We start from the raw sequence: 23,113 nt of genomic DNA on the forward strand, positions 1-23,113 counted from the left end.
TTATAAACCTGTTGCCACCGTTCCTAAACCACGATGTTTAACTAAATTTTCTCTAACTTTTAGATCGCGATATAAACCAATTGGCGATAGCGCTGCATTGGTTCTTAACCTTGATTCGGCAACCAAAGCCCTTAAATCGCTACGGAAAGTATGCTGAAGAATTTCCTGCGCAGCAGCAACATCGTTGTTATATTGCGCAGCATTCAGGCTTTTTCTATCCACCAACAATGCCTGTGTGTAGGCAATCGTAATGGCTTCAACAGATTGCAATAAATCTTCCAGAGGATCTTTAACGTTATGCGAAGCATCAATCATCCATCCTAAATCTTTTGCATGATTCATTCCCTTCGCATCCATACCTTCAACCAGTTCGTTAAAAATTAAGAACAATTGATATGGTTTAATGCTACCCGCAGTTAAATCGTCATCACCGTATTTCGAATCATTAAAGTGGAAACCACCCAACTTGCCTTCCATTAAAAGTAGAGCAACAATTTGCTCAATATTTGCGTTGGGTAAATGGTGCCCTAAATCAACTAAAGTATATGCTTTACTGCCTAATTTATTAGCGTAAAGTAACGATTGAGCCCAATCTCCAACAGTTGTTGAATAAAAATTAGGCTCGAAAGCTTTATATTCAACAAACATTTTCCAATCATCTGGCAAAGCCGAATAAATTTCTTCTAAACTTTCGAGGGTATTTTCGAATGCCTTACGAAAATTGAGCTGACCAGGAAAGCAAGAACCATCTGAAAGCCAAACAGTTAAAGCATTTGAACCTAATGCAACGCCCTGCTTAATTACTTCAATATTATGTTCAATTGCCTGTTTACGAACAGCCTTGTTTACATTTTGAAGTGAACCAAATTTGTAACTATGCGCACTTCCGGCCTGGTCTTGAAAGGTGTTCGAATTCATTGCATCGAAAGTTAAGCCATAGCTACTTGCAAGGCTTTTTAATGCCTCTGCATTTTGAGGAATATCCCAGGGTATGTGTAAAGATATTGCGCCACTTGCACCATTTAAGGCATGTAGCAAACCAACGTCTTCAATCTTTTCTTCTATTGTTCTTGGCTCACCGCCCGTTATTGCGAAACGACCAAAACGAGTTCCACCGGTACCTAATGCCCAACTCGGTATGGCAATTTGAAAATCGACCAATTTCTGGATGACGCTTTCTAAATCAACATGACTCCATTCTTCTTTTAAAAAATTAAGCTTACGCTGATGCGAGGTTAAAAGGGCATCATTGTGTTTTTCTATATGGTTCTGCTCAATATTCATTATTTATTCGGTTATACAGTTTTAAAAAACTGAGGTTAGGTTAATGTATTATTTTATTTCACCCGTGGTGAAAATTAATCATTTTAAAAGTTATTTCGGCCCGCAATGAGCTACGGGCACTTGAAACAACTTACTAAAACTAAATTAAAGAACTTTATCAGTCTGTGATGACACAAGCCGATTATATTTTCCCTGTTTTGGCCTGTGAAGACACAGACCAAGGCTTGCAGTGAACTCAGTATTTTCAAAACACTTTGAAAATCTATCTTACAAATGCCATAGCAACACCGCCATCAACATTTAAAACGTTTCCTGTTGATTTATGCAATAAGCCACCAACAAAGGCGAAACATGCATTTGCAATATCATCAGGCAAAATAATTTGATTTAACAAAGTACGTTTTGCATAATAAGCGGGCAATTCAGCAACAGTTATACCATAAGCTTTTGCACGGCCTTCAGCCCAGCCGCCTGCCCAAATGTTACTATCGCTAATTACAGCATCAGGATTTACTACATTAACACGGATGTTATCTGCACCAAGTTCTGCTGCATTTAATCTGCTTAAATGAAGTTGTGCAGCTTTAGCACTTCCGTAACCTGCGTTATTCGGTCCGCTAACTAGAGCATTTTTACTAACAATGTTGATGATATCGCCACCAATCGCCTGTTTTTGCATGGTGTTTGTAGCAGCTTGTGTAATAAAGAACTGGCCTTTAACTAAAACATCATAAAGTAAATCCCAGTCTTTTTCGGTATGGTCGGCAATGGTTTTTGAAATGGATAAACCTGCATTGTTTACAATAATATCTACACCACCAAAAGCCAATGCTGCAGCATCAAAAGCAGCTTTAATATCGTCTTCGCTGGTTACATTTAAAATCGCCGTTGCGTAAGAGTCTTTACCAAACTGCGCTTTAAACTCCTCTCCGGCTGCTTCCAAACGTTCGGCGTTCATGTCGTTTAAAATCACTACACCACCTTCAGCAACAAACTTTTTCGCGATAGCTTTACCAATACCACCTGCACTACCTGTAATTAAGGCAATTTTACCGGTTAAAGGTTTTGGTTTCGGCATACGCTGAAGTTTCGCTTCTTCTAGCAACCAGTATTCTATGTTGAAAGCTTCTTGATGTGGTAACGAAGTGTATTCAGAAACCGCTTCCGCACCTTTCATTACGTTAATTGCATTGGTGTAAAATTCGGCAGCAACGCGGGCGGTTTGTTTATCTTTCGAAAAAGTAAACATGCCAATACCTGGATATAAAATTACAACCGGATTGGTATCACGAATCGCCGGACTATTTGAATGCTTGCAGTTTTCATAATAATCGGTATACATTTTTCTATAAGCCTCAAAAGCAGGCTCCAAAGTTTCTTTTAAAGCTTTTGTATTCGATAAATCTGCATCAGGTGCTAAAGTTAAAACCAAAGGACTGATTTTAGTTCTTAAAAAGTGATCCGGACAACTTGTACCCATTGGCGCAAGTCGGGATAAATCATTCGAATTAATAAATTCCAATACCCGAACATCATCAGTAAAATGACCAATCATGTGTTGTTTAGAAGAACATAAACCACGTAAAATCGGTGCTAAAGTTGCAGCTTGTTTTTTACGCTTATCGGCCTCAGCACTAGCTATTTTCTGTCCGCCAAAGACCGGAGCTTTTTTGCCGTAGTTTTCTTCAAGATAAGCTGAGCAAATTTCGATAACATCTAAAGTATTTACATAACTTTCGTAAGCGGTATCGCCCCAGGTAAATAAACCATGAGAACCCAACATAATACCACGAATGCTCGGATTTTCGTCTAAACATTTTTTCAATGTTAAGCCTAACTCAAATCCTGGTTTTTTCCACTCCACCCAACCAATTGTGCCCCCAAATAATTCTTCAGTAATTTTTTTACCATCTTTTGCAGCAGCAATTGCAATTGCAGCATCCGGATGTAAGTGGTCGATATGTGCAAATGGTAAAAAGCCATGTAAAGGTGTATCGATAGATGGCGCTTTTGAGCTTAAATCGAAGATACAGTGATTAAACAATTCCACCATTTCATCTTCATGTTCTACTCCACGGTAAATATTTTTTAAGCTTCTTAATCTATCCACATAAAGGGCAGCTAAACCACTTTTTTTAAGTGTTCCTAAATCTCCACCAGAGCCTTTAACCCACATTACTTCAGTTTCCGAACCTGTTAATGGGTCTTTTTCTAACAACTTGCAGGAAGTATTTCCGCCGCCATAATTGGTTAAACGTAAATCGGCACCTAATAAGTTTGAACGATAAATAAGCAATGCAACTTCATCTCCAGCCAGTTTAGCGGCTTCTTCCTCGTTCCATAAGTAACTAACGTGTTTATAATTTTTAGTATCTACTGACATTGTAGTATATATTTATTTTTAAATTTTATGCTTTAATTGAATTACCATAGCCAACAATCAGAACGGATACAATAATGGTTAAAATACCGGCAAGGATAGTCATCATCGTTTTCTTAGATACGCCTTTCCATTCTTTTAATATTAAGCCCCAAACGTTGGCAATTAATATGATAAAGGCCATGTGTAATATCCATGAGCTGGCACCATTACCCATTTTACTTTCGCCCATACCGTAAAAAAAGAATTGTAAAAACCAGGTTGTTCCGGCTAATGCCGAAAAAATATAATTTTTTAATAGTGGCGTACTTGCTTTGGTATAATCGCCAAAAGTTTTATTTCTGGCATTTAAAATCATACACCATATAAAGTTTGTTGTTAAGCCACCCCAAAGCACAACCACATACGTTACATTATTTTGGAAGAGAAAATTTCCTGTTTCTGATGGATTTGCGGCTTTCCAGATTTCATTTGCTGCATCAGCCATTGGTTTTCCGGCCTCAATACCAAAATTAAAGCAGGCACTTAAAACGCCAGACACAATTCCAACAAATAAACCCAAACCAAACTTAAATTCGGTTTTTACCTCCATACCATGCGGGTCTGTAACATCGGCTTTTATCTCTTTCTCTTTCATCATCCCGGCTTTGCCGCAAATAATAATACCAATAACACAAACAAGCAAACCCAGAAGAACCATTCTTCCCCAATCTGTATGGATAAACATGCTGAAAATATCTTTACCTTCCTGAGGGAAAAAATCGAAATAAATTGATGGTAAAATTGAGCCGAGCACCATACAAAGGCCCAGAATGATGCTACTACCTAACGAAACGCCTAAATACCGAACGCCCAAACCGTATGTTAAACCGCCAATTCCCCACAATATGCCGAAGAAATAAGTTAGCCATAAAATACTCCCGCTTGTGCTGGCAATAATGTCGGTAAAGTTTGGAATGGTTAAAAATGCTGCCAAAGGCGGAACAATTAACCACGAAAATATTCCGCCAACTATCCAATAACTTTCCCAGGCCCAGCCTTTAACTTTTTTATAAGGGATATAAAAACTGCCGGAGGCAAAACCGCCGATAAAATGGAATATTACACCTAAAATTGCTTGCATAAAACTGGTTTTATATTTGGTTTTCGAATGTATAGATAGATTCAAACTTAACTGTTATGTACTGTTATGGCAGTTACGGTTAAATAAGAATGTGTTTGCTATATTTGGGAAATATAAGGCCGAAACCGTGAAATCTGAAGATTTATTAAGTCACATTATTATTGATGAATATTCTGCAACCCCAAAATATAAGCAGTTAGTTAATGCAATTTTGTATGCAATAGAAATCGGCAAAATTGAAAAAGGCAACCTTTTACCCTCGATAAATGAGTTGAGTTTTGCTTTAGAAATATCGAGAGATACGGCCGAAAAAGGTTACAGAAGGCTGCGTAAATTAGGTGTAATTGAGTCGATTCCGGGAAAAGGCTATTTTGTAATTAACACAGATTTTTCCAGAAAACTTAAAATCTGCTTGCTTTTTAACAAGCTTAGCACGCACAAAAAAATCATTTACGATTCGTTTAGTAAAGCGATTGGTGAAAGTGCAGCAATAGATTTATACGTTTATAACAATGATTTTACACTTTTCAGAAGCTTACTAAACGCAAAAAAAGATGATTACACTCATTATGTAATTATTCCACATTTTAACGAAGGCGATGAGAAGGCTCAAGATATTATTAATACAATCCCAAGGGAAAAATTAATAATTTTAGATAAGTTGCTGCCAGGAATTTCGGGTGATTACGCTGCAGTTTATGAAAATTTTGCACTTGATATTTACAATGCTTTAGAACAGGCGCTCACACCGCTTTCAAAATACAATACTTTAAAAATTATTTTCCCAAAGGGAAGTTATTTTCCCAGAGAAATATTAGATGGCTTTTACAGATTTTGTCAGCAATATGCATTTGAACCCAAGGTAGTAGATAAAATTGCTGATGAAGCAATTAATGAAGGCGAAGTTTATATAAGCTTGATGGAAGATGATTTGGTTTATCTTATCGAAAAGATTATTTCACAAAAACTGGAAGTAGGCCAGGATGTTGGGGTAATTTCTTACAATGAAACACCCTTGAAAAGAATCATATTGAATGGCATCACCACAATTTCTACTGATTTTGCCATGTTAGGCACCGAAACCGCGAATTGCATTTTAAATAATATTGTAGGTAAAGTTCAGGTTCCGTTTTATTTGAATTTGAGAAAGTCGTTATAGATTTTGTAGAGAAGCGTATGAGTTTTCCCGCAGATTTACGCAGATTTCTTTCGCAGATTTAAAATGATTTTTTTCTTTTTTCCTCATCCGCGAAAATCTGCGAACCTTATCTTTTTAAATCTGCGGAAGAATAAGCAGGTAAACCGTCCTTCGATTACACAGATTTACGCTGATTTCTATAGCAAACTTAAAATGATTTTTTCCTTTTTTTCCTTATCCGCGAAAATCTGCGAACCTTATCCTTTTTAATCTGCGGGAGAATAAGCCTCAAACACCTTCCATTACAGATGTTGAAATTTAACAATGTTAAAAACACATTAAAAATTTTTAATTGTAAATAAATAAACGTTAATTAGACATTTATTTATTGTTATGAGCACAGCAAACTATGTAATCGGTGTAGATTACGGGACAGATTCTGTCCGTTCGGTTTTGGTTGATACCGCCAACGGAAAGGAAATTTCTTCTTCCGTTTTTCTTTATCCAAGATGGCAGAAAGGTTTATATTGTAAACCATCACTTAACCAATTCAGACAACATCCTTTGGATTATATTGAAGGATTAACCCATACCATTAAAGATTGTATTTCGAAGGCGGGCGGAGATTCTATCGCTGCACTTGTTAAAGGAATATCTGTAGACACTACAGGTTCAAGCCCGGTTGCGGTAGATGAAACTGGCACTCCATTAGCTTTGAAGGCAGAATTTTCCGAAAATCCAAATGCAATGTTCGTGTTATGGAAAGACCATACATCGGTTAAAGAAGCTGCAGAAATTAACAATCACGCTAAAAAATTTGATGTAAACTACCTAAAATACGTTGGTGGCACTTATTCGTCTGAATGGTTTTGGGCAAAATTACTTCACATATTAAGAACCGATAAACAAATTAAAAACAGTACCGTTTCATGGGTTGAGCATTGCGATTGGATTCCATTTTTACTTTGCGGAAATACCGATGTAAAGGAAATGAAACGCAGTCGATGTGCTGCCGGGCATAAAGCTTTATGGGCTGAAGAATTTAATGGACTTCCGCCTGAAAATTTCTTTCAATCTTTAGATCCTGTACTTAAAGGTTTCCGCGATAAACTTTTTACAGATACTTATACATCAGATGTATCAGCTGGTAATTTAAGTCCCGAATGGGCTGAAAAATTGGGTTTAAGTACCAGTGTTGTAATCGGTGTAGGTGCTTTTGATGCGCACATGGGCGCTGTGGGAGGGCAAATTGAGCCTTATTACCTTAGCAAGGTTATGGGCACAAGTACCTGCGATATTCTTGTTGCACCCAACACAGATATGGAAGGCAAGTTAATTAACGGTATTTGCGGACAGGTTAACGGCTCCGTTATTCCGGGCATGGCAGGTTTAGAGGCAGGTCAATCGGCTTTTGGAGATGTTTATGCATGGTTTAAAAAACTGATTAGCTGGCCACTCGATAATTTATTAACCGAATCTAGCTTAATTGATGAGCAAACAGCAATTGCGTTAAAAGAAGAACTTGAACATAAAATTATAGCTACACTAAGCAAACAAGCTGCAGAATTACCAAACGAAGATTACGCAGAGTTAGCAATTGATTGGCTAAACGGAAGAAGAACGCCAGATGCAAATCAGGAGTTAAAAGGTGCAATAACCGGTTTAGGTTTGGGTACAGATGCGCCAAGGTTTTTCAGAGCTTTAGCCGCCGCTACTTGTTTTGGTGCCAAAGCCATTGTAGAAAGATTTAAAGATGAAGGTGTTCCGGTTAAAGGCATTATTGGCATTGGTGGCGTTGCTAAAAAATCGCCTTATATTATGCAAATGATGGCTGACGTATTAGAAATGCCAATTCGTATACACCGTTTTGAGCATACTTGTGCATTAGGTGCGGCCATGTTTGCAGCGGTAGCGGCCGGCCTTTACCCTGATGTAGAAACTGCTATGAATGCAATGGGAACCGGATTTGAAAAGGAATATAAGCCAAATATCAAAACTCAAAAGCTTTACCGTCAGCACTATCAGCAATATTTAGGCTTAGGCAGATACCTCGAAAAATACAACAAGAAGGATGTAAAACCATATATATCATGAGCAACTATCAAGATATAAAAGAGCAGGCCTATGCCGCAAATATGCAATTGCCAAAATTAGGTTTGGTATTGTTTACTTTCGGAAATGTAAGCGCTGCTGATAGAAATAAAGGCGTTTTCGCCATAAAACCAAGCGGTGTTCCTTACGAAGATTTATCACCAGAAAAAATGGTGATTGTAGATTTTGATGGTAATACAGTTGAAGGAAGTTTAAGACCATCATCTGACACCAAAACCCACGCAGTTTTATATAAACACTGGGAAGATGTTGGCGGAATTGTACATACACATTCTACCTACGGAACGGCTTGGGCACAGGCGCAAAAGGCAATTCCGATTTTTGGAACTACACATGCAGACCATTTAACAGTTGATATTCCATGTGCACCACCTATGGACGATGAAATGATTAAAGGTAATTACGAGTACGAAACCGGTTTCCAGATTATGAACCACTTTAAAAATTTGCGCTTAAGCCACAAAGAAGTAGAGATGATTCTGGTTGGCAACCACGCTCCTTTTACCTGGGGCAAAACTGCCGACAAAGCGGTTTACAACAGTGCCGTGTTGGAAGCGGTTGCTCAAATGGCTTTGCTTACGCAGCAAATCAACCACCAAGCACCAAAACTGAAAGATTCGCTTATTAAAAAGCATTACGACCGCAAACACGGAACTGATGCATATTATGGGCAAGAATAATTTTTTGTCATGCTGAGGCACGAAGCATCTGTTTTATAGGTTGCAGATACTTCGTTCCTCAGTATGACAGCAAATTCCTGGGTTGCGGCAAGTATAAAGATAAATTTGTCCAATTGGTTAGTCTTCTCACCCAACGAAAAAAACAGAGTAAAGATTAAAATAATTTGAAAAGCAATTGTAGTAATACTTAGGGAAAAGCAGTCCCGCCATTTGCTACAATCTTTTTGTTACTGTCATCCTGAGCTTGTCGAAGGATCTACAAAAAGGATTTTCGCTACTGTCGCGTTTAGGGTTGAATGGTTAACTTAAGTAAAATAACCAAATTGAAAAGATGAAATTAGAACCGTACTAAATCATCGCTCTTTAAAGACATGAAGCTTAAAGTTGTCAGTCTGAGCTTGTCTAAGCATTTAAATAAAGGTCTTCGACAAGCTCAGACTGACAGTTTAAGATATCGGGTTTAAGGTTGAACGATTTACATAAGTAAAATAAACCTGATTGCAGTGAGCACGAAAGCCGATTTTTCATCGGCTGAGTAAAACGGAAAGCCTGCCTACCGCAGGCAGGGCTATCGGAACCAATAAAACCGAGCCTGCTTTTCAAAAAAAAATAAAAATTATCTGTGGAAATACAAACCATAGAAGAGAAACAAAAAATAATATAACAGCAATGATTGATTTAAAAAAGTTACAAGTTTGGTTTATTACCGGTACGCAACATTTATATGGTGAGGAAACCTTAAAACAAGTTGCAGAACATGCAGAAGAAGTTGCAAAATCGTTAAGTGCAAATAAAGAAATTTCGGTAACAGTAGTTTACAAACCAATAGTTAAAACTACCGAAGAGATTTTTGAGACTTTGCAGCAAGCCAATATCGACGAAAATTGTATTGGTGTAATTACCTGGATGCACACATTTTCGCCTGCAAAAATGTGGATTAGAGGTTTAAATGTTTTGCAAAAACCTTTGTTGCATTTACACACTCAGTTTAACCGCGATATTCCATGGAATACGATTGACATGGATTTTATGAACCTTAACCAAAGTGCGCATGGCGACAGAGAATTTGGGTTTATGGTATCGCGTATGCGTAAAGACCGTAAGGTTGTGGTTGGGCATTGGCAAGATGAAGATGTTGCCAAACAAATTGATGTTTGGGCCAGAGCTGCTGCTGGTTGGCACGATTGGCAAGGCGCAAAATTTGCTCGCTTTGGCGATAATATGCGTTATGTTGCGGTAACAGATGGCGATAAAGTAGAAGCTGAAATGAAATTTGGTTTTGCTGTTAATACCTATGGCATTGGCGATTTAGTAGCGGTTATTAATTCGATAAGTGAAGATGCAATTCAAAACTTATTGAAAGAATACGAAGAAACTTATGAAATGAGTGCTGACTTAAAAACTGGTGGCGAAAGACATGCTTCGGTTTATGAAGCAGCTAAAATTGAATTAGGTTTAAGAAAATTTTTAGAGGATGGAAATTTTAAGGGTTTTTCTGATACATTTGAAGACCTGCACGGTATGGTTCAATTACCAGGAATTGCTGCGCAAAGATTAATGGCCGATGGCTATGGTTTTGCAGGCGAAGGTGATTGGAAAACTGCCGCTTTGGTACGTGCCTGCAAAGTTATGGGTGCTGGTTTGCCAGGTGGTAATGCCTTTATGGAAGATTATACCTATCATTTCGACCCGGCAAATGCAATGGTTTTGGGTTCGCACATGTTAGAAGTTGATGCTTCTTTGGCAAAAGGAAAAGCAAGTTTAGAGGTTCATCCATTAGGTATTGGTGGTAAAGCAGACCCGGCTCGTTTGGTATTTAATGTTGGTAGCGGCGATGCTTTAAATGCATCATTAATTGATATGGGCAACCGTTTTCGTTTATTAGTTAACGAGGTTAAAGCCGTTGAAACTGAAAATGAGTTACCAAATTTACCTGTAGCTCGTGTATTGTGGAAACCGCTTCCGGATATGAAAACAGGTTGTGCGGCATGGATTTACGCAGGTGGAGCACACCATACGGCTTACAGTCAGAATTTAACAACCGAGCATTTGGCAGATTTTGCTAATATTGCCGGATTAGAATACGTAAATATTGGTGCAGAAACCAAAATAAACCAATTCAGAAACGAGCTTCAGTGGAACGAAGTTTTTTATAAATAACCAAAATAAACTAAATTATGAACAGATTTTCGACGGTTGATTACACCGTTTTTATCTTCTACTTCATCCTTATTTCTGCCTATGGCTATTGGATTTACAGTAGTAAGAAAAATAAAGCTACATCAGGGAGTCACGACTTCTTTCTTGCTGAGGGTTCTTTAACATGGTGGGCAATTGGCGCCTCGCTTATTGCATCAAACATTTCTGCAGAGCAATTTATTGGAATGAGCGGGCAAGGTTTCCAGGTGGGAATGGCTGTAGCTGCGTACGAATGGGTAGCTGCAATTGCCTTAATTATTGTGGCCGTTTGGTTTATTCCGGTATATCTGAAGAATAAAATTTATACGATGCCTCAGTTTCTGCAAACGAGGTATAATGAAACGGTAAGTTTAATAATGGCCATTTTCTGGTTGTTCTTGTACATTTTTGTAAACCTAACTTCTATATTATATTTAGGTTCTATTGCTATAAGTAGCATGGTAGATCCAATGTATTTTAAATACATCGTAGTTGGTTTAGCTGCCTTTTCGTTAATTATTACTTTAGGCGGAATGAAGGTAATTGGCTTTACAGATGTAATTCAAGTAGTTGTACTAATTGCCGGAGGTTTAGTTACCACATATATTGCGCTTACCATGGTGAGTGACCACTTTGGTTTAGGTAAAGATGCAATTGCAGGTTTTAAAATGTTGATGAAGGATTCTCCTGATCATTTTAAAATGATTTTAGATAAGCCAACAGCTAATTCATCTCAGGAATACGTTAATAAATACCTGGCTTTACCTGGTATCGCTATGTATTTTGCAGGTCAGTGGATTGTTAACCTTAACTATTGGGGTTGTAATCAATACATTACACAGAGGGCATTGGGTGCAGATTTAAAAACAGCCAGAACAGGTATTTTATTTGCAGGTTTCTTAAAATTAGGAATGCCGATTATTGTAATGTTACCGGGTATTGCAGCTTATGTTTTACACAGAAATGGGGCTCTACAACATGAAATGGCTCCAGATGGTAAAGTAATTGCAGATAATGCGTATTCTGCTGTATTAACTTTCTTGCCTAACGGATTAAAAGGTTTATCATTAGCAGCATTAACCGCAGCAATTGTTGCATCTTTAGCCGGTAAGGCAAATAGTATTTCAACTATCTGGACTTTAGATATTTATAAAAAATATATTAACAAAAATGCTGACGATAAAAAATTAGTTGTAGTTGGTAGATTAAGTATTTTCTTTGCAATATTATTATCTGTTGCGCTCACATGGGATGATTTGCTTGGCATTGGTGGTGAAGGTGGTTTCACTTTTATCCAGAAATATACCGGCTTTATTAGTCCGGGTGTTTTTGCCATGTTTATTTTGGGTATGTTTTGGAAACGTACAACAGGTACAGCAGCAATTGCAGGTTTAGTTACCGGATTTTTGCTTTCTGTAGTATTTAACAACTACGCACCAAGCTGGTTCGGACACGAGAATTTCTTGTATACCGCATATATAAACAAAGACGGCATTTATGAGATTCCATTTTTAATATGCATGGGTTTATCTTTCTTGTTTACCATGATTGTTATGGTTAGCTTAAGTTTATTAGGTCCGAAAGTAAATCCTAAAGCTTTTGAATTAGATAAATCGATGTTTAAAGTTGAACCATCTACATTGGTATTAATTGTAATTACTTTATTGTTGATTACATTGATATATGTGAAATTCTGGTAGACAGGATAATTATGATTACGAAAAAGGGCAGTTTCTTTATCAGAAATTGCCCTTTTTGTTTTTCCTTTGCTTGCTCATTCGTCATTGCGAGGCACGAAGCAATTCCATTATTGAATTTTTAATAACGATAGCTTAGAGATTGCTTCGTGCCTCGCAATGACCTGGTGTTGAGTAACATTCCCGCATACGCGAGAAGGCTGATGATGCTATTTTTGCTTCGCTCGCTCATTCGTCATTGAGAGGCACGAAGCAATCTCATTATTGAATTTTAATAACGATAGCTTAGAGATTGCTTCGAGCCTCGCAATGACCTGGTGTTGAGTTTGCGGCCTTCGTCATTCCCAATTTAATTGGATATCTTGAAGCGTTTGTACCAAAATGTGCTTTAAGATTCCCGCATACGCGAGAATGCTGATGATGATATTTGCTTTGCTTGCTCATTCGTCATTGCGAGGCACGAAGCAATCTCATTATTGAATTTTAATAACGATAGCTTAGAGATTGCTTCGTGCCTTGCAATGACGTGGTGTTGAGTTTGCGGCCTTCGCCATTCCCAATTTAATTGGGAATCTTAAAGCGCATGTATTTAAACAACGCATTAACATTCACGCATACGCGAGAATGCTGATGATGCTATTTTCACTTTTGATTGTCCATCCGTCATTGCGAGGCACGAAGCAATCCCATTATTAAATTTTAATAACGATAGCTTAGAGATTGCTTCGTGCCTCGCAATGACGTGGTGTTGAGTTTGAGGCGTTAATCATTCCCAATTCAATTGGATATCTAAAAGCGCATATATTAAACTAAGCATTAACCTTTCCGCATATACGAGACTGCTGATGATGCTATTTTCACTTTTGATTATCCATCCGTCATTGCGAGGCACGAAGCAATCCCATTATTAAATTTTAATAACGATAACTTAGAGATTGCTTCGTGCCTCGCAATGACGTGGTGTTGGGTTTGCGGCCTTCGTCATTCCCAATTTAATTGGGAATTTTAAAGCGCATGTATTTAAACGATGCACTAACATTCCCGCATACGCGAGAATGCTGATGATGCTATTTTTGCTGTGCTTGCTCATTCGTCATTGCGAGGCACGAAGCAACCTCATATATTGAATTTTAATAACTATAGCTTAGAGATTGCTTCGTGCCTCGCAATAACGTGGTGTTGAGTTTGAGGCGTTAATCATTCCCCATTTGATTGAGAATTTTAAAGCGCTTGTACCAAAATGTGCTTTAAGATTCCCTCATACGCGAGAATGACGATAAATGGTAATCTGTGCGACACTATATACTTACCATTGCCTTAATCACACCATTCTTCGGGTCTAACCAACTTTCGAAATTATCTTTCACTTCATCAAAATTAACCTGATGCGTAATATAGTTTGTAGGATTTACCAATTCGGCTTTCATTGATTTAATTACATGTTCAAAATCTTCGATAGTAGCATTTCTACTGCTCATCAATGTAGATTCTCTTTTATGAAATTCTGGGTGATTAAAAATTAAATCGCCTTTTTGCAAGCCGATTAAAACAAATCTTGCGCCATGCGCCATGTAATTAATGGCATTATTTATTGCCTTTTGGTTTCCCGTTGCATCGATAACTACCGTAGGCATATCTCCATTTGTAATTTTACTTAATTGCTCTGTAACATCAAGCGAAAGGGCATTGATTATATGCTGAACGCCAAGTTTTTCTTTACAGAAAGCTAATCGGTCGTTGTTAATATCCAAAGCGATAACATTTGCGCCTGCAATTCGGGCAAATTCCATAGTACCCAAACCAATCGGACCAGCACCAATAACCAATACAAATTCTCCTTTTTGAACATCAGCCCTGCGAACGCCATGAGCGCCGATAGCCAAAGGCTCTACCAGTGCTAATTCATCATAGCTCAAACCTTCTCCGTGTAACAGTGTACGCGATGGAACTTGCAAATACTCACGCATGCCACCATCCACATGCACACCGCAAACCTGCATTCTTACACAGCAATTTGGTTTATTCATACGGCAGGCAATACATTCGCCACAATTAAAATATGGAATAAAAGTTACCGCCTCTCCTATTTTAAAATCTGTTGCGCCATCTGCTTCGACTAATTCACCAGAAAGCTCATGCCCCAAAACTCTGGGATAACTAAAAAATGGTTGTGTACCTTCAAAAGCATGTAAATCAGTTCCACAGATGCCAATTCGCTTTATTTTTATAATTGCATGGTCTTTTTTCAATTCGGGTTTTTCGGTTTCTGAATATTCAAAAGTTCCAGGTGTTGTACAGGTTAGGGTTTTCATTTATTTAATGATTGAATTTTGGATGATAGAATGAGTGAATATTTTCGACATTGCGATGCACGAAGCAATCTCATTGTTAATCTAAGAGAGATTGCTTTGTGCCTCGCATTGACGACCGCCAATTAAGATATTTAAAATTACGCGTTCGCTAAAGCTCTATCCAAATGCACATAACCACCATCTACGTGAATGATTTGTCCGGTTGTATGGCTCGATTTATCAGACATTAAGAAGGCCGTCATATTTGCAATTTCTTCAGCTGTAGTCATTCTATTTTCCAAAGGAATTTTAGCCGTAATTTCATCCAGTTTGGCTTGCGCATCTGGCAAGGTTTCAATCCATGTTTCGTAGGCTGGTGTCCAGCATTCGGCCACCACAACTGCATTTACACGGATACCATATTTCAACAATTCTACAGCCCATTCGCGGGTTAAGGCATTTCTACCCCCATTTGCCGCGGCATAAGCTGATGTATTCCCTTGTCCGGTTTCTGCAGTTTTTGAAGTAATATTCACAATCGCACCTTTATTTTTAATTAACTCGGGCAAAGCATGATGTGCCATTAAATAATAATGAACTACGTTTTTATGCAAAGAAGCCATAAAATCTTCATAATTACCACTTTCTAAACCTACACCGTCATTTACACCCGCATTATTTACCAAACCATCAATTCTTCCAAATTGGCTTACAATCTCTGCAATCACCTTTTTGCAATCATCCGGGTTTGATAACTCAGCAACAAATTGTGCAGCCTTACCACCATTTTCAATAATTGAATCGACAACAATTTGATTATCATTAGCTTTTCTGCCTACAACAACTGCAATTGCGTTTTCCTTTGCAAAAACCTCTGCAATGCTTCTTCCAATACCTTTTGCAGCACCAGTAATTACGATAACCTTTTCTTTTAAATTTAAATCCATATCATTTTTTAATTAATGAATGATTGAATTTTGAATGAGTGAATGTGCTAAACAAAATCTTTATCCAACAATCTCTAATTCAATCCTTCTATCACTCTATCATTTTATTTATTAAGTCTGCCTTTCTCGCTTCGGGAAATACTTTTAAATCCGTTAATTTTCCATCTTTCAGTTTACCTTCTATTGTAGTTTGGTATGGTGCATGTAATTTAAAATGCACATTCCATTCTTTCGGCCATGCCGGAAAAAGATAAATCTTCTTTCCATCAACCTGCATTAGCATTTCCTGCATGCCAATCATTCCAGAACCGCCCCAATTATGGTCTGGTGTCCAATCAAAACCTGGCCCCCAAAACGCCGAGAATCTTCTTCCAGAATCCTTTAATTTTTCAGTTGTAAATTTAGCGGCCTCATCTGTTAAACCTAATCTTGCTGCAAAAATATTATCCTGCTTCCAACCGATGTGACTTCTAAATTTCAAAACATCTGTATCATATTTAAAAGTATTAATTGCGGTATCCAAACCAGGTTTGCCAATCCCATAAATCCCCCATGGGTAAACAGGATACAACTGCGGACTTTCGGTATTGTTAATGCGTTCCCAGAGTTTTGCAGGTGCTATTGTAGGCTTGCCATTAAATTCCCTAAAGCTAATTGGCGGAATGGTTTTAAGCATTTCCATCCATTCTGCCTTTTTGTTCTGCGTTAATGTTGGATGCTGAATTAATCTTTCTACAACCGTTTTTAAGGCGGCAATTGTAGAGGTAGAATTGTAAGCCATTTTATACGTTTCGGCAGCTGAACCAGGATAAAAAACCAAATGTCCATTAGCATCTAAAGCCTTTGCTCCTCTTTGCTTGGATAAATAGGTGTAATGTTCTTTAAAAAAGGTTAATGAACTTTCAATTAAAGGAATATATTTTTCAATGTTATTGCCAGCATACCTTTCCGTTTCTAAAATCATCATACAAAATTCCAGCACTGTATCCCATTCATACTCCAGCCAGGCATTGTATTCCATACCTTTATTATAATCAGCCGGACGTTTCCAGCCATATTCTGCAGGATTTGGTAAGCCAAAATTTTCAAGTTGTTCGGTAAAACTTGCGCCATCATGTCCCCAAGCGGCTTCAGTTCTAATTTCTACATTTTTCAATAAATCCAGATAAAAATCAAACTGTGGCTTCATCATTTCAAAATCGCCACTTTTAAGCATTGGCCAATAAACCAAACGTTGATTTTGAGCGGTATGCGTTCCGCCACCCCAATTCCTAAAATCAGGTGTATATTTTAATGTAGAATCTATAAGTTGAGGATCGTAGGTAAATAAACCGCCATTAAACTTCGTTGGGTATTTACCAAAAGCATTGCAACCCAACATATATCTAAATAATTGATAATTTTTTGAGGATTGGTTTGCAGCTTCATTATTAGAATTGATGTAAATAAAACTTGTTTGCCAGTAATCATTCCACCATTTCAAACTATTTTTTTGATTTGAGTTAGTTTTAATTGCTTTTAGCTCTTGCTCCCAGTTTTGGATATCAGCTTTGCTGGTATTTAAAGCAATTGTAATTTCCTGTGATTGGCTTGGCGATTTGCTTTTTAATTTCCACGATTTAAATGGCGTGTTCAAATATGTTCCATCTTCATTACCTGCCGGAATCATATTCTTTCCTTGCATTAAACCACCAAAAACCAGATTTTTTAACGGATTGAATAGCCCAGCTTTTCTATCTTCTAACCCTTGTTGTTTAACAGCAACATCGAAAACGGTTTCTGCTTTATTTTTATGGAAAAATTGAACGCCATTATTTTTAAATGCAATTTCATCTTTTGTAGTTTTAACAATGCCTTGTGGCGCCCATTTGTATGAATTTTGATTATTCTCCTTGCCTTTTGTTATTCTATCTTCATAACGCCAGCTTTCGTAACTTGCTTCGGTAATTATCTTTTGATTTGATTTTATTTCCAAATGAACAACCGGATTAAAAACATCAACCCATACCTTAATCTTTATTTTTGAACCATTAATTTGAGCGTATCCATCCTTTAGAACAAGCTCTTGCTTAAATGTTTTTCCATCAAATGGGTTAGAACTAAATTTAAGTTTTACACGACCAAGTTTTAGCAGTGTATTGTTTTCATCAAAGGTTCCGCTACGCGATAAATAAAGGTAAACCGCTCCTTTTTCAACCCATAAATTTAGTCCGATATCGCCACCACCAACCGGCATCGATTCAGCTGAATTTTTGCTCTGGCTATTCCAGATAACGCTTTCTTGCGCTTGCGTTGTTTGTATAAACCACAAAAACAGGAAGAACACGAGGAAGAGTTTTACATTCCTTGTGCATTTTAGATATTTGAAAACCGTGTTTTTCGGCATTATATTCCTTGTTTCTATTTAAGGTTCTCGTCATTGCGAGGCACGAAGCAATCTATAATGGAGATTACTTCATGCCTCAAAATGATATATAGTTAATTATCCCAATCATCGGTTCTGAATGATGAAACCGGCAAGCCATCGTTTCCGAATAAATCGCCAATGACAAAATCCTTAAAGGCATAACGCACAGCTATCGGATTTTTAACTTCTTCGGCAGACACGACAACACTGCTCCCTTTTATTACCGCTTTCGCGGGATAAAATTTCTTATCTGCGCCAGCAATTTCAAATAAAGATAATTGTTTACTGAAAGAAGTTAAACCATTAGCAACATCTTTAAACTTAACAACAGCCGTATTTTTATCGATTGTTAATGATTCGTAAAGCGGGCTTTTTGCGTTAAAACCTTTAACCCCATAAATTTCTGATAAAGCCAGATATGCTAATCGCTCTGCGCCTTCTTTTTTTCGTGATGGATGAATCATATTTTCTTCACCAATATCCATTAAAACAGCCATCCCTGCGTTCGGAATTTTTGATAAAGATTTACGCTGTGCATCTCTAAGAAAAGCAGAATTGTATTTTCCACCTTTATGAAATGGTGCCAGCTGAGCGTAATTATAGGGTGCAATCTGGGCGTAATAAAAAGGAAATTCTCCAATGTCCCAATTTTTTCTCCAGGACGAAACCATTGCTGGAAACAAGTTTTCGTATTGGTCTGGCCGCTCATAATTGGATTCGCCCTGGTACCAGATTACACCTTTTATACCATAACCAATTACCGGATATAACATTCCGTTGTAAAGCGTGGTTGGTGTTCGGCTAACTTCTTTTATTGAATCGGTTTTAGATGGTATTTTTATTTCAGGAAAAGGTTTTAAATCCTCGGGCGACATCCATGCTTCGATAGATGAACCGCTAAAACTATCGTTAATTATGCCAACCGGAACATCTAAAATTTCATGCAATAGTTTACCATAATAGTAAGCTGTGGCGCTAAAATTTGCGACAACTTCTGGCTCACTTAATTTCCATTCTGATGCTTTACTATTATCTTTTTTTTCGGTAATAGAAGACCTGGGCACTGTATACAACCTAATATTGGGGTTTTTAGATTTTAAGATGGCTTCATTACTACCAATATTCGGCTGTCCTTTGTAACCTTTCATAGGCAACTCCATATTTGATTGCCCACCGCAAAACCAAACTTCGCCAATTAAAATGTCTGATAGAATTAATTTTTCTCCATCGTTAAATTCGATAGTGTATGGTCCGCCGGCGGATGGTGTAGCTATTTTAACCTTCCATTTTCCCTCCGTATCGGTATTTACAGAATAGCTTTCTTTATTCCACGAAGTGATGATTTTTAACTTTGATGATGGTTTTGCCCAACCCCAAATCGCAACTTTACTTTGTTGCTGCAAAACCATGTGATTAGTGAATATTGAAGCAGGTTTTACCGTTGCATTTGAAAAAAGTGCAAAGGTTATTAAACTGATGCTTAATATTATTTTATGCAAGTTTATGTTCATTTTCTTCTTCTTTTATTGCTTTTCTTCTCCAATAGTTTGCTAAAATTGAACCCGAGATATTCATCCAGGGACTAAAAACCGCTGCTGCCAAACCAACGGTTCCTAATTTACCCATTCCGCCTGCTAAGCCAGATGCCATTCCGCCATTTTGCAAGCCAACTTCAAAAGCAACCGTCCTTGATGATTTTTTATCCAAACCAAATGCCCGGCTTAACATATAGCCAAATAAATAACCTGCGCCATTGTGAATAACGGATGCTAAAAATAGCAGAAAGCCAACTTTTAATAAATTATCGCGACCTGCTGCTGTTGTTACGGTTGTAAAGTAAACAATACCAAACATGGAAACGTAAGGCATTAAATCATCCAAATTCATAATTTTTAGTGTAAGCAGATGATAGATTACACCAACCAAAACTGCACCAGCAAAAAAGCTGAAAATTTCAACAGAATGCATGGCATCTTCAGGTAATTTTTGGGCTAAACTATTCCATAAACCAAAATATAGTGCGGCAAGCCATACAACGCTAAAGCCAACAATAACTTTTATAATGTTAATTCCTTTAGGTGTTGCTTTTTTAAGATAATCGTGAACCAATGCTGCTCCAATAGGCACAATAACGATTTTAATAATCTCCATCATCATGTTTAAAAACTTGATTTCGATTAAAGTTCCCGCTAGAAGTTTCATCAATAAAGGTGTCATAATCGGTGCAACCAAGGTTGCGATAGCCGTAACTGCAACCGATAACACCAAGTTTGCTTTAGCTATATAAACCATTACGTTTGAAGCCAAACCACTTGAACAAGAACCTATTAATATAATTCCAGCCGCTATTTCAGGTTCAAAATTGAATATTTTGACCAGTAACAAACCCATTAAGGGCATTATAGAAAAATGGCAAAGTAAACCAATAATTATTCCTCTACCCGAATTTGCAAGTCCAGAAAAATCTTTTAAACCCATTTGTATGCCCATGCCGAACATTACAAATTGCACAACAACCAATACCAGCCACTTATTGCGTAAATCAAAATTACCCCATTTTAAAAATGCTGAGGGATAAACCATTCCCGCAATAACGGCGACGATTATCCACATGGTGTATTGGTAGTTCTTAAGGCTTTCTATTGCGCCAATGCCAATTGCAAAACTTACGGCCAACACAACAGAAGCAGGCTGCCAATAAGTTGCGTTGTTGGTAAAACAACCAAAAAGCAATACTGCAAACGCAATAGCTGATATGACCAGGCAGATTTTTCGGATATTTTGCATATCCCTAATCTTTTAACAATGTGGAAATATGCTGTATAGCTAACGCCGGACTAGCTAAAATCGGAATTTTCCTCTCAGACTCCTGCAAACCATCTACTACACGCGACATGGATGCCTGCGCCAGTACAATAACATCCACTTGGGTTGAAAGCACTTTTAAAGCGGTTGCAACCATTTCATCATGCTTTTCAGGATTTCCTCCCATTAAAGCTTCAAATGCACCTTCACATAGTTTAGCTGTAAGTTCGATTTCTTTACCAGCTACCGCAGCTCTGCGTTTTACCAAATCGCTTGTTGGACCGAGGGTTGTTGGTAAAGTTGCAATAACACCGATTTTTTTACCTGATTGTACGGCCAAATCTGCCATTGGCTGGTCTACCCTCAAAACCGGAACACCGGTTAATTCTGCAGCAGCTTCTACAGCTGCACCAATTGAAGAGCAGGTTACCAAAATATAATCTGCACCAGCTAAGGCAGCAGAACCAACATGATCTACAACTCTTCTGGCGGTTAATTTTGTGAGTTCATTCCGAGCAATAACATCTTTTATCAAGCTATCATCCACTATATTAAAAACGTTAACGTTTGGCAAATGCACTGAACATAATTGTTGAAATACAGGCACAAGCGTAGCTGAGGTATGTACAAGTCCGAGGGTTTTAGTTTTCATATTTGGTTATTTGTTAAATTTTTAATTGAAATTATTTGTTGCTGCCTGAATAAAAAAATCTGGTTTACCTACCTGGCCGCCTTTAAAAACGATTTGTAAATTGTTAACCGCATTATTTTTTGAGCTTGCCATGCAAAGGGGTGCTCCGGGTGCAAGTGGTAAAATCATCTCCGCTGCCTCTATTTCCATAGCTCGTGCCGCATAACTTGATGTATCTCCTCCGGCAATAATTAAACGCTCTATATCGGTTTGTTTGGCAACAATTTTAGCTATCGAGCCAAGTAGTTTTCCATAAAGTTTTGATGCAATTGATTTATCTAATAATTTGCTTTTGAATATTTTATCAGTTTCAATAACCCTAACATCATTATGTCCAAAACTTGTATGTACAATAACATTTTCTCCCGATTTAATAAGTTTTGAAACTTTTTCCGCATAAGCAATTTCGATATTTTCATCTATTTCAAAATCTGCATGATATTGTTCAGCTAATGAAACCGTATCAATACCAACTTCGGCAAAACCACTATTTATTGCATTTTCAATTTGTAGTGAGGTTACCGGAGAACAGCTCCCGGAAATAACGAGTATAGGTTTTGAAATATTAATTTCCTGCCAGGAAGCTTCATTATTTACAATACCTTTTTCTCGCCAATATGAACCTAAAGCCATTTCTACACCAGATGAACCTACAGAAAAAACTACATTTACTGATGTAGACTGACTTTCGATAATTTCACCTATAGGCTTTAAATCATCATTTGTCAGGGCATCGAAAAGAACAACTTCATTGTCCGCAAAATCAGGCATAAATAATGTCTTTCCGGCAAATTGATGAAGATTTATAATGTTAAAAAGTCCAATATTTTTAGTCGTCTGCTTTGCTAAATGCAGGCGTAAATCACTCTCATCCGCAGGCGTAACCGGATGTTTACGCATTGATGGATGCCTGTCTAAACGATAAATATCACCATCACTCCCAATCCCCATTCGGGCAAATAAATTACCAAACAAACAATACCTGCCTAAAGCAGGCGCTGCAACAACCACAGGCACAAAAGGGGTATTAAATATGCTTTGACCAACATCAATGGCCTTGCCAATACTCCCGATAGTTGGTGATGAATCAAAAGTTGAGCAAACTTTGTAATGCACATGTATAGGGTTGAGTTGTTTTAAAGCCTCGAAAGTCGGTTTTAAAACAGCCTCCATATTTTTCGGAGATAAAGACCTGGTTATACCGGCAATTCCGATGGCTTGTATGCCCGGATATTGCGCTAATTGTTTTGCTGATGGAACATCAATAAATAAAATTGTTTTAATTCCTGCTCTGCACAAAAATTCCAAAGCATCTGTCGAGCCAGTGAAATCATCACCATAAAAAGCAATCAATAAACGGTTATTTTCTGTATGCTCCAT

15 protein-coding genes are annotated in these 23,113 nt (G+C 37.6%); 5 read left to right on the plus strand and 10 right to left on the minus strand.

Annotation, left to right across the window (positions count from 1 at the left end; genetic code table 11):
* The 3 genes from LUA90_RS10220 to rhaT all read right to left on the minus strand — a co-directional run bounded on the left by LUA90_RS10220 (window position 1) and on the right by rhaT (window position 4,787).
* Complete coding sequence (locus LUA90_RS10220) at window positions 1-1,284, minus strand: sugar isomerase (RefSeq protein WP_231490881.1); 1,284 nt, start codon at window positions 1,282-1,284, stop codon at window positions 1-3.
* Between the two features lie 262 nt (window positions 1,285-1,546).
* A complete protein-coding gene (locus LUA90_RS10225) occupies window positions 1,547-3,667 on the minus strand; it encodes a bifunctional aldolase/short-chain dehydrogenase (protein ID WP_231490882.1) in 2,121 nt (706 codons plus the stop codon).
* Between the two features lie 25 nt (window positions 3,668-3,692).
* The gene (gene rhaT, locus LUA90_RS10230; RefSeq protein WP_231490883.1) at window positions 3,693-4,787 is read right to left on the minus strand and encodes an L-rhamnose/proton symporter RhaT; all 1,095 of its coding nucleotides are present in this window, start codon (window positions 4,785-4,787) and stop codon (window positions 3,693-3,695) included.
* 127 nt (window positions 4,788-4,914) lie between these two features.
* On the opposite strand from rhaT, the gene LUA90_RS10235 reads away from it, so the two are divergent.
* The 5 genes from LUA90_RS10235 (at window position 4,915) to LUA90_RS10255 (ending at window position 12,595) form a co-directional block, all read left to right on the plus strand.
* Window positions 4,915-5,946 carry a winged helix-turn-helix domain-containing protein gene (locus LUA90_RS10235; protein ID WP_231490884.1) on the plus strand — a complete coding sequence of 344 codons (1,032 nt, stop codon included), beginning with the start codon at window positions 4,915-4,917 and terminating at the stop codon, window positions 5,944-5,946.
* A gap of 372 nt (window positions 5,947-6,318) precedes the next feature.
* Window positions 6,319-8,019 (plus strand): ribulokinase, encoded by a 1,701-nt coding sequence (locus LUA90_RS10240; protein ID WP_231490885.1) that lies wholly within the window; start codon window positions 6,319-6,321, stop codon window positions 8,017-8,019.
* On the plus strand, window positions 8,016-8,717 hold the full coding sequence (locus LUA90_RS10245; protein ID WP_231490886.1) for an L-ribulose-5-phosphate 4-epimerase: 702 nt from the start codon (window positions 8,016-8,018) through the stop codon (window positions 8,715-8,717). Before LUA90_RS10240 ends, LUA90_RS10245 begins: the two co-directional genes overlap by 4 nt.
* Before the next feature lie 669 nt (window positions 8,718-9,386).
* Window positions 9,387-10,877 (plus strand): L-arabinose isomerase, encoded by a 1,491-nt coding sequence (gene araA, locus LUA90_RS10250; RefSeq protein ID WP_231490887.1) that lies wholly within the window; start codon window positions 9,387-9,389, stop codon window positions 10,875-10,877.
* Window positions 10,878-10,894: 17 nt separating this feature from the next.
* A complete protein-coding gene (locus LUA90_RS10255) occupies window positions 10,895-12,595 on the plus strand; it encodes a sodium/solute symporter (RefSeq protein WP_231490888.1) in 1,701 nt (566 codons plus the stop codon).
* Between the two features lie 1,295 nt (window positions 12,596-13,890).
* Here LUA90_RS10255 and LUA90_RS10260 read toward each other — a convergent pair.
* The 7 genes from LUA90_RS10260 to LUA90_RS10290 form a co-directional block, all read right to left on the minus strand.
* Window positions 13,891-14,904, minus strand: coding sequence for a zinc-binding alcohol dehydrogenase family protein (locus tag LUA90_RS10260; RefSeq protein ID WP_231490889.1), 1,014 nt, complete (start codon window positions 14,902-14,904; stop codon window positions 13,891-13,893).
* Window positions 14,905-15,041: 137 nt separating this feature from the next.
* Window positions 15,042-15,830, minus strand: coding sequence for an SDR family oxidoreductase (locus LUA90_RS10265; RefSeq protein WP_231490890.1), 789 nt, complete (start codon window positions 15,828-15,830; stop codon window positions 15,042-15,044).
* 91 nt (window positions 15,831-15,921) lie between these two features.
* Entirely contained in the window at window positions 15,922-18,156 is a 2,235-nt protein-coding gene (locus tag LUA90_RS10270; protein WP_231490891.1) for a DUF5703 domain-containing protein, read from the minus strand.
* Between the two features lie 152 nt (window positions 18,157-18,308).
* The gene (locus LUA90_RS10275) at window positions 18,309-19,748 is read right to left on the minus strand and encodes a sialate O-acetylesterase (protein WP_231490892.1); all 1,440 of its coding nucleotides are present in this window, start codon (window positions 19,746-19,748) and stop codon (window positions 18,309-18,311) included.
* Window positions 19,729-21,024, minus strand: coding sequence for a bile acid:sodium symporter family protein (locus LUA90_RS10280; RefSeq protein WP_231490893.1), 1,296 nt, complete (start codon window positions 21,022-21,024; stop codon window positions 19,729-19,731). The genes LUA90_RS10275 and LUA90_RS10280 overlap by 20 nt, the downstream gene beginning before the upstream one ends.
* Window positions 21,025-21,028: 4 nt before the next feature.
* Window positions 21,029-21,694, minus strand: a complete 666-nt coding sequence (locus LUA90_RS10285) for an aspartate/glutamate racemase family protein (RefSeq protein ID WP_231490894.1) — start codon at window positions 21,692-21,694, stop codon at window positions 21,029-21,031.
* Between the two features lie 21 nt (window positions 21,695-21,715).
* Window positions 21,716-23,113, minus strand: coding sequence for a four-carbon acid sugar kinase family protein (locus LUA90_RS10290; RefSeq protein WP_231490895.1), 1,398 nt, complete (start codon window positions 23,111-23,113; stop codon window positions 21,716-21,718).

The organism is Pedobacter sp. Leaf170 (assembly GCF_920984665.1).
Taxonomy (GTDB): domain Bacteria; phylum Bacteroidota; class Bacteroidia; order Sphingobacteriales; family Sphingobacteriaceae; genus Pedobacter.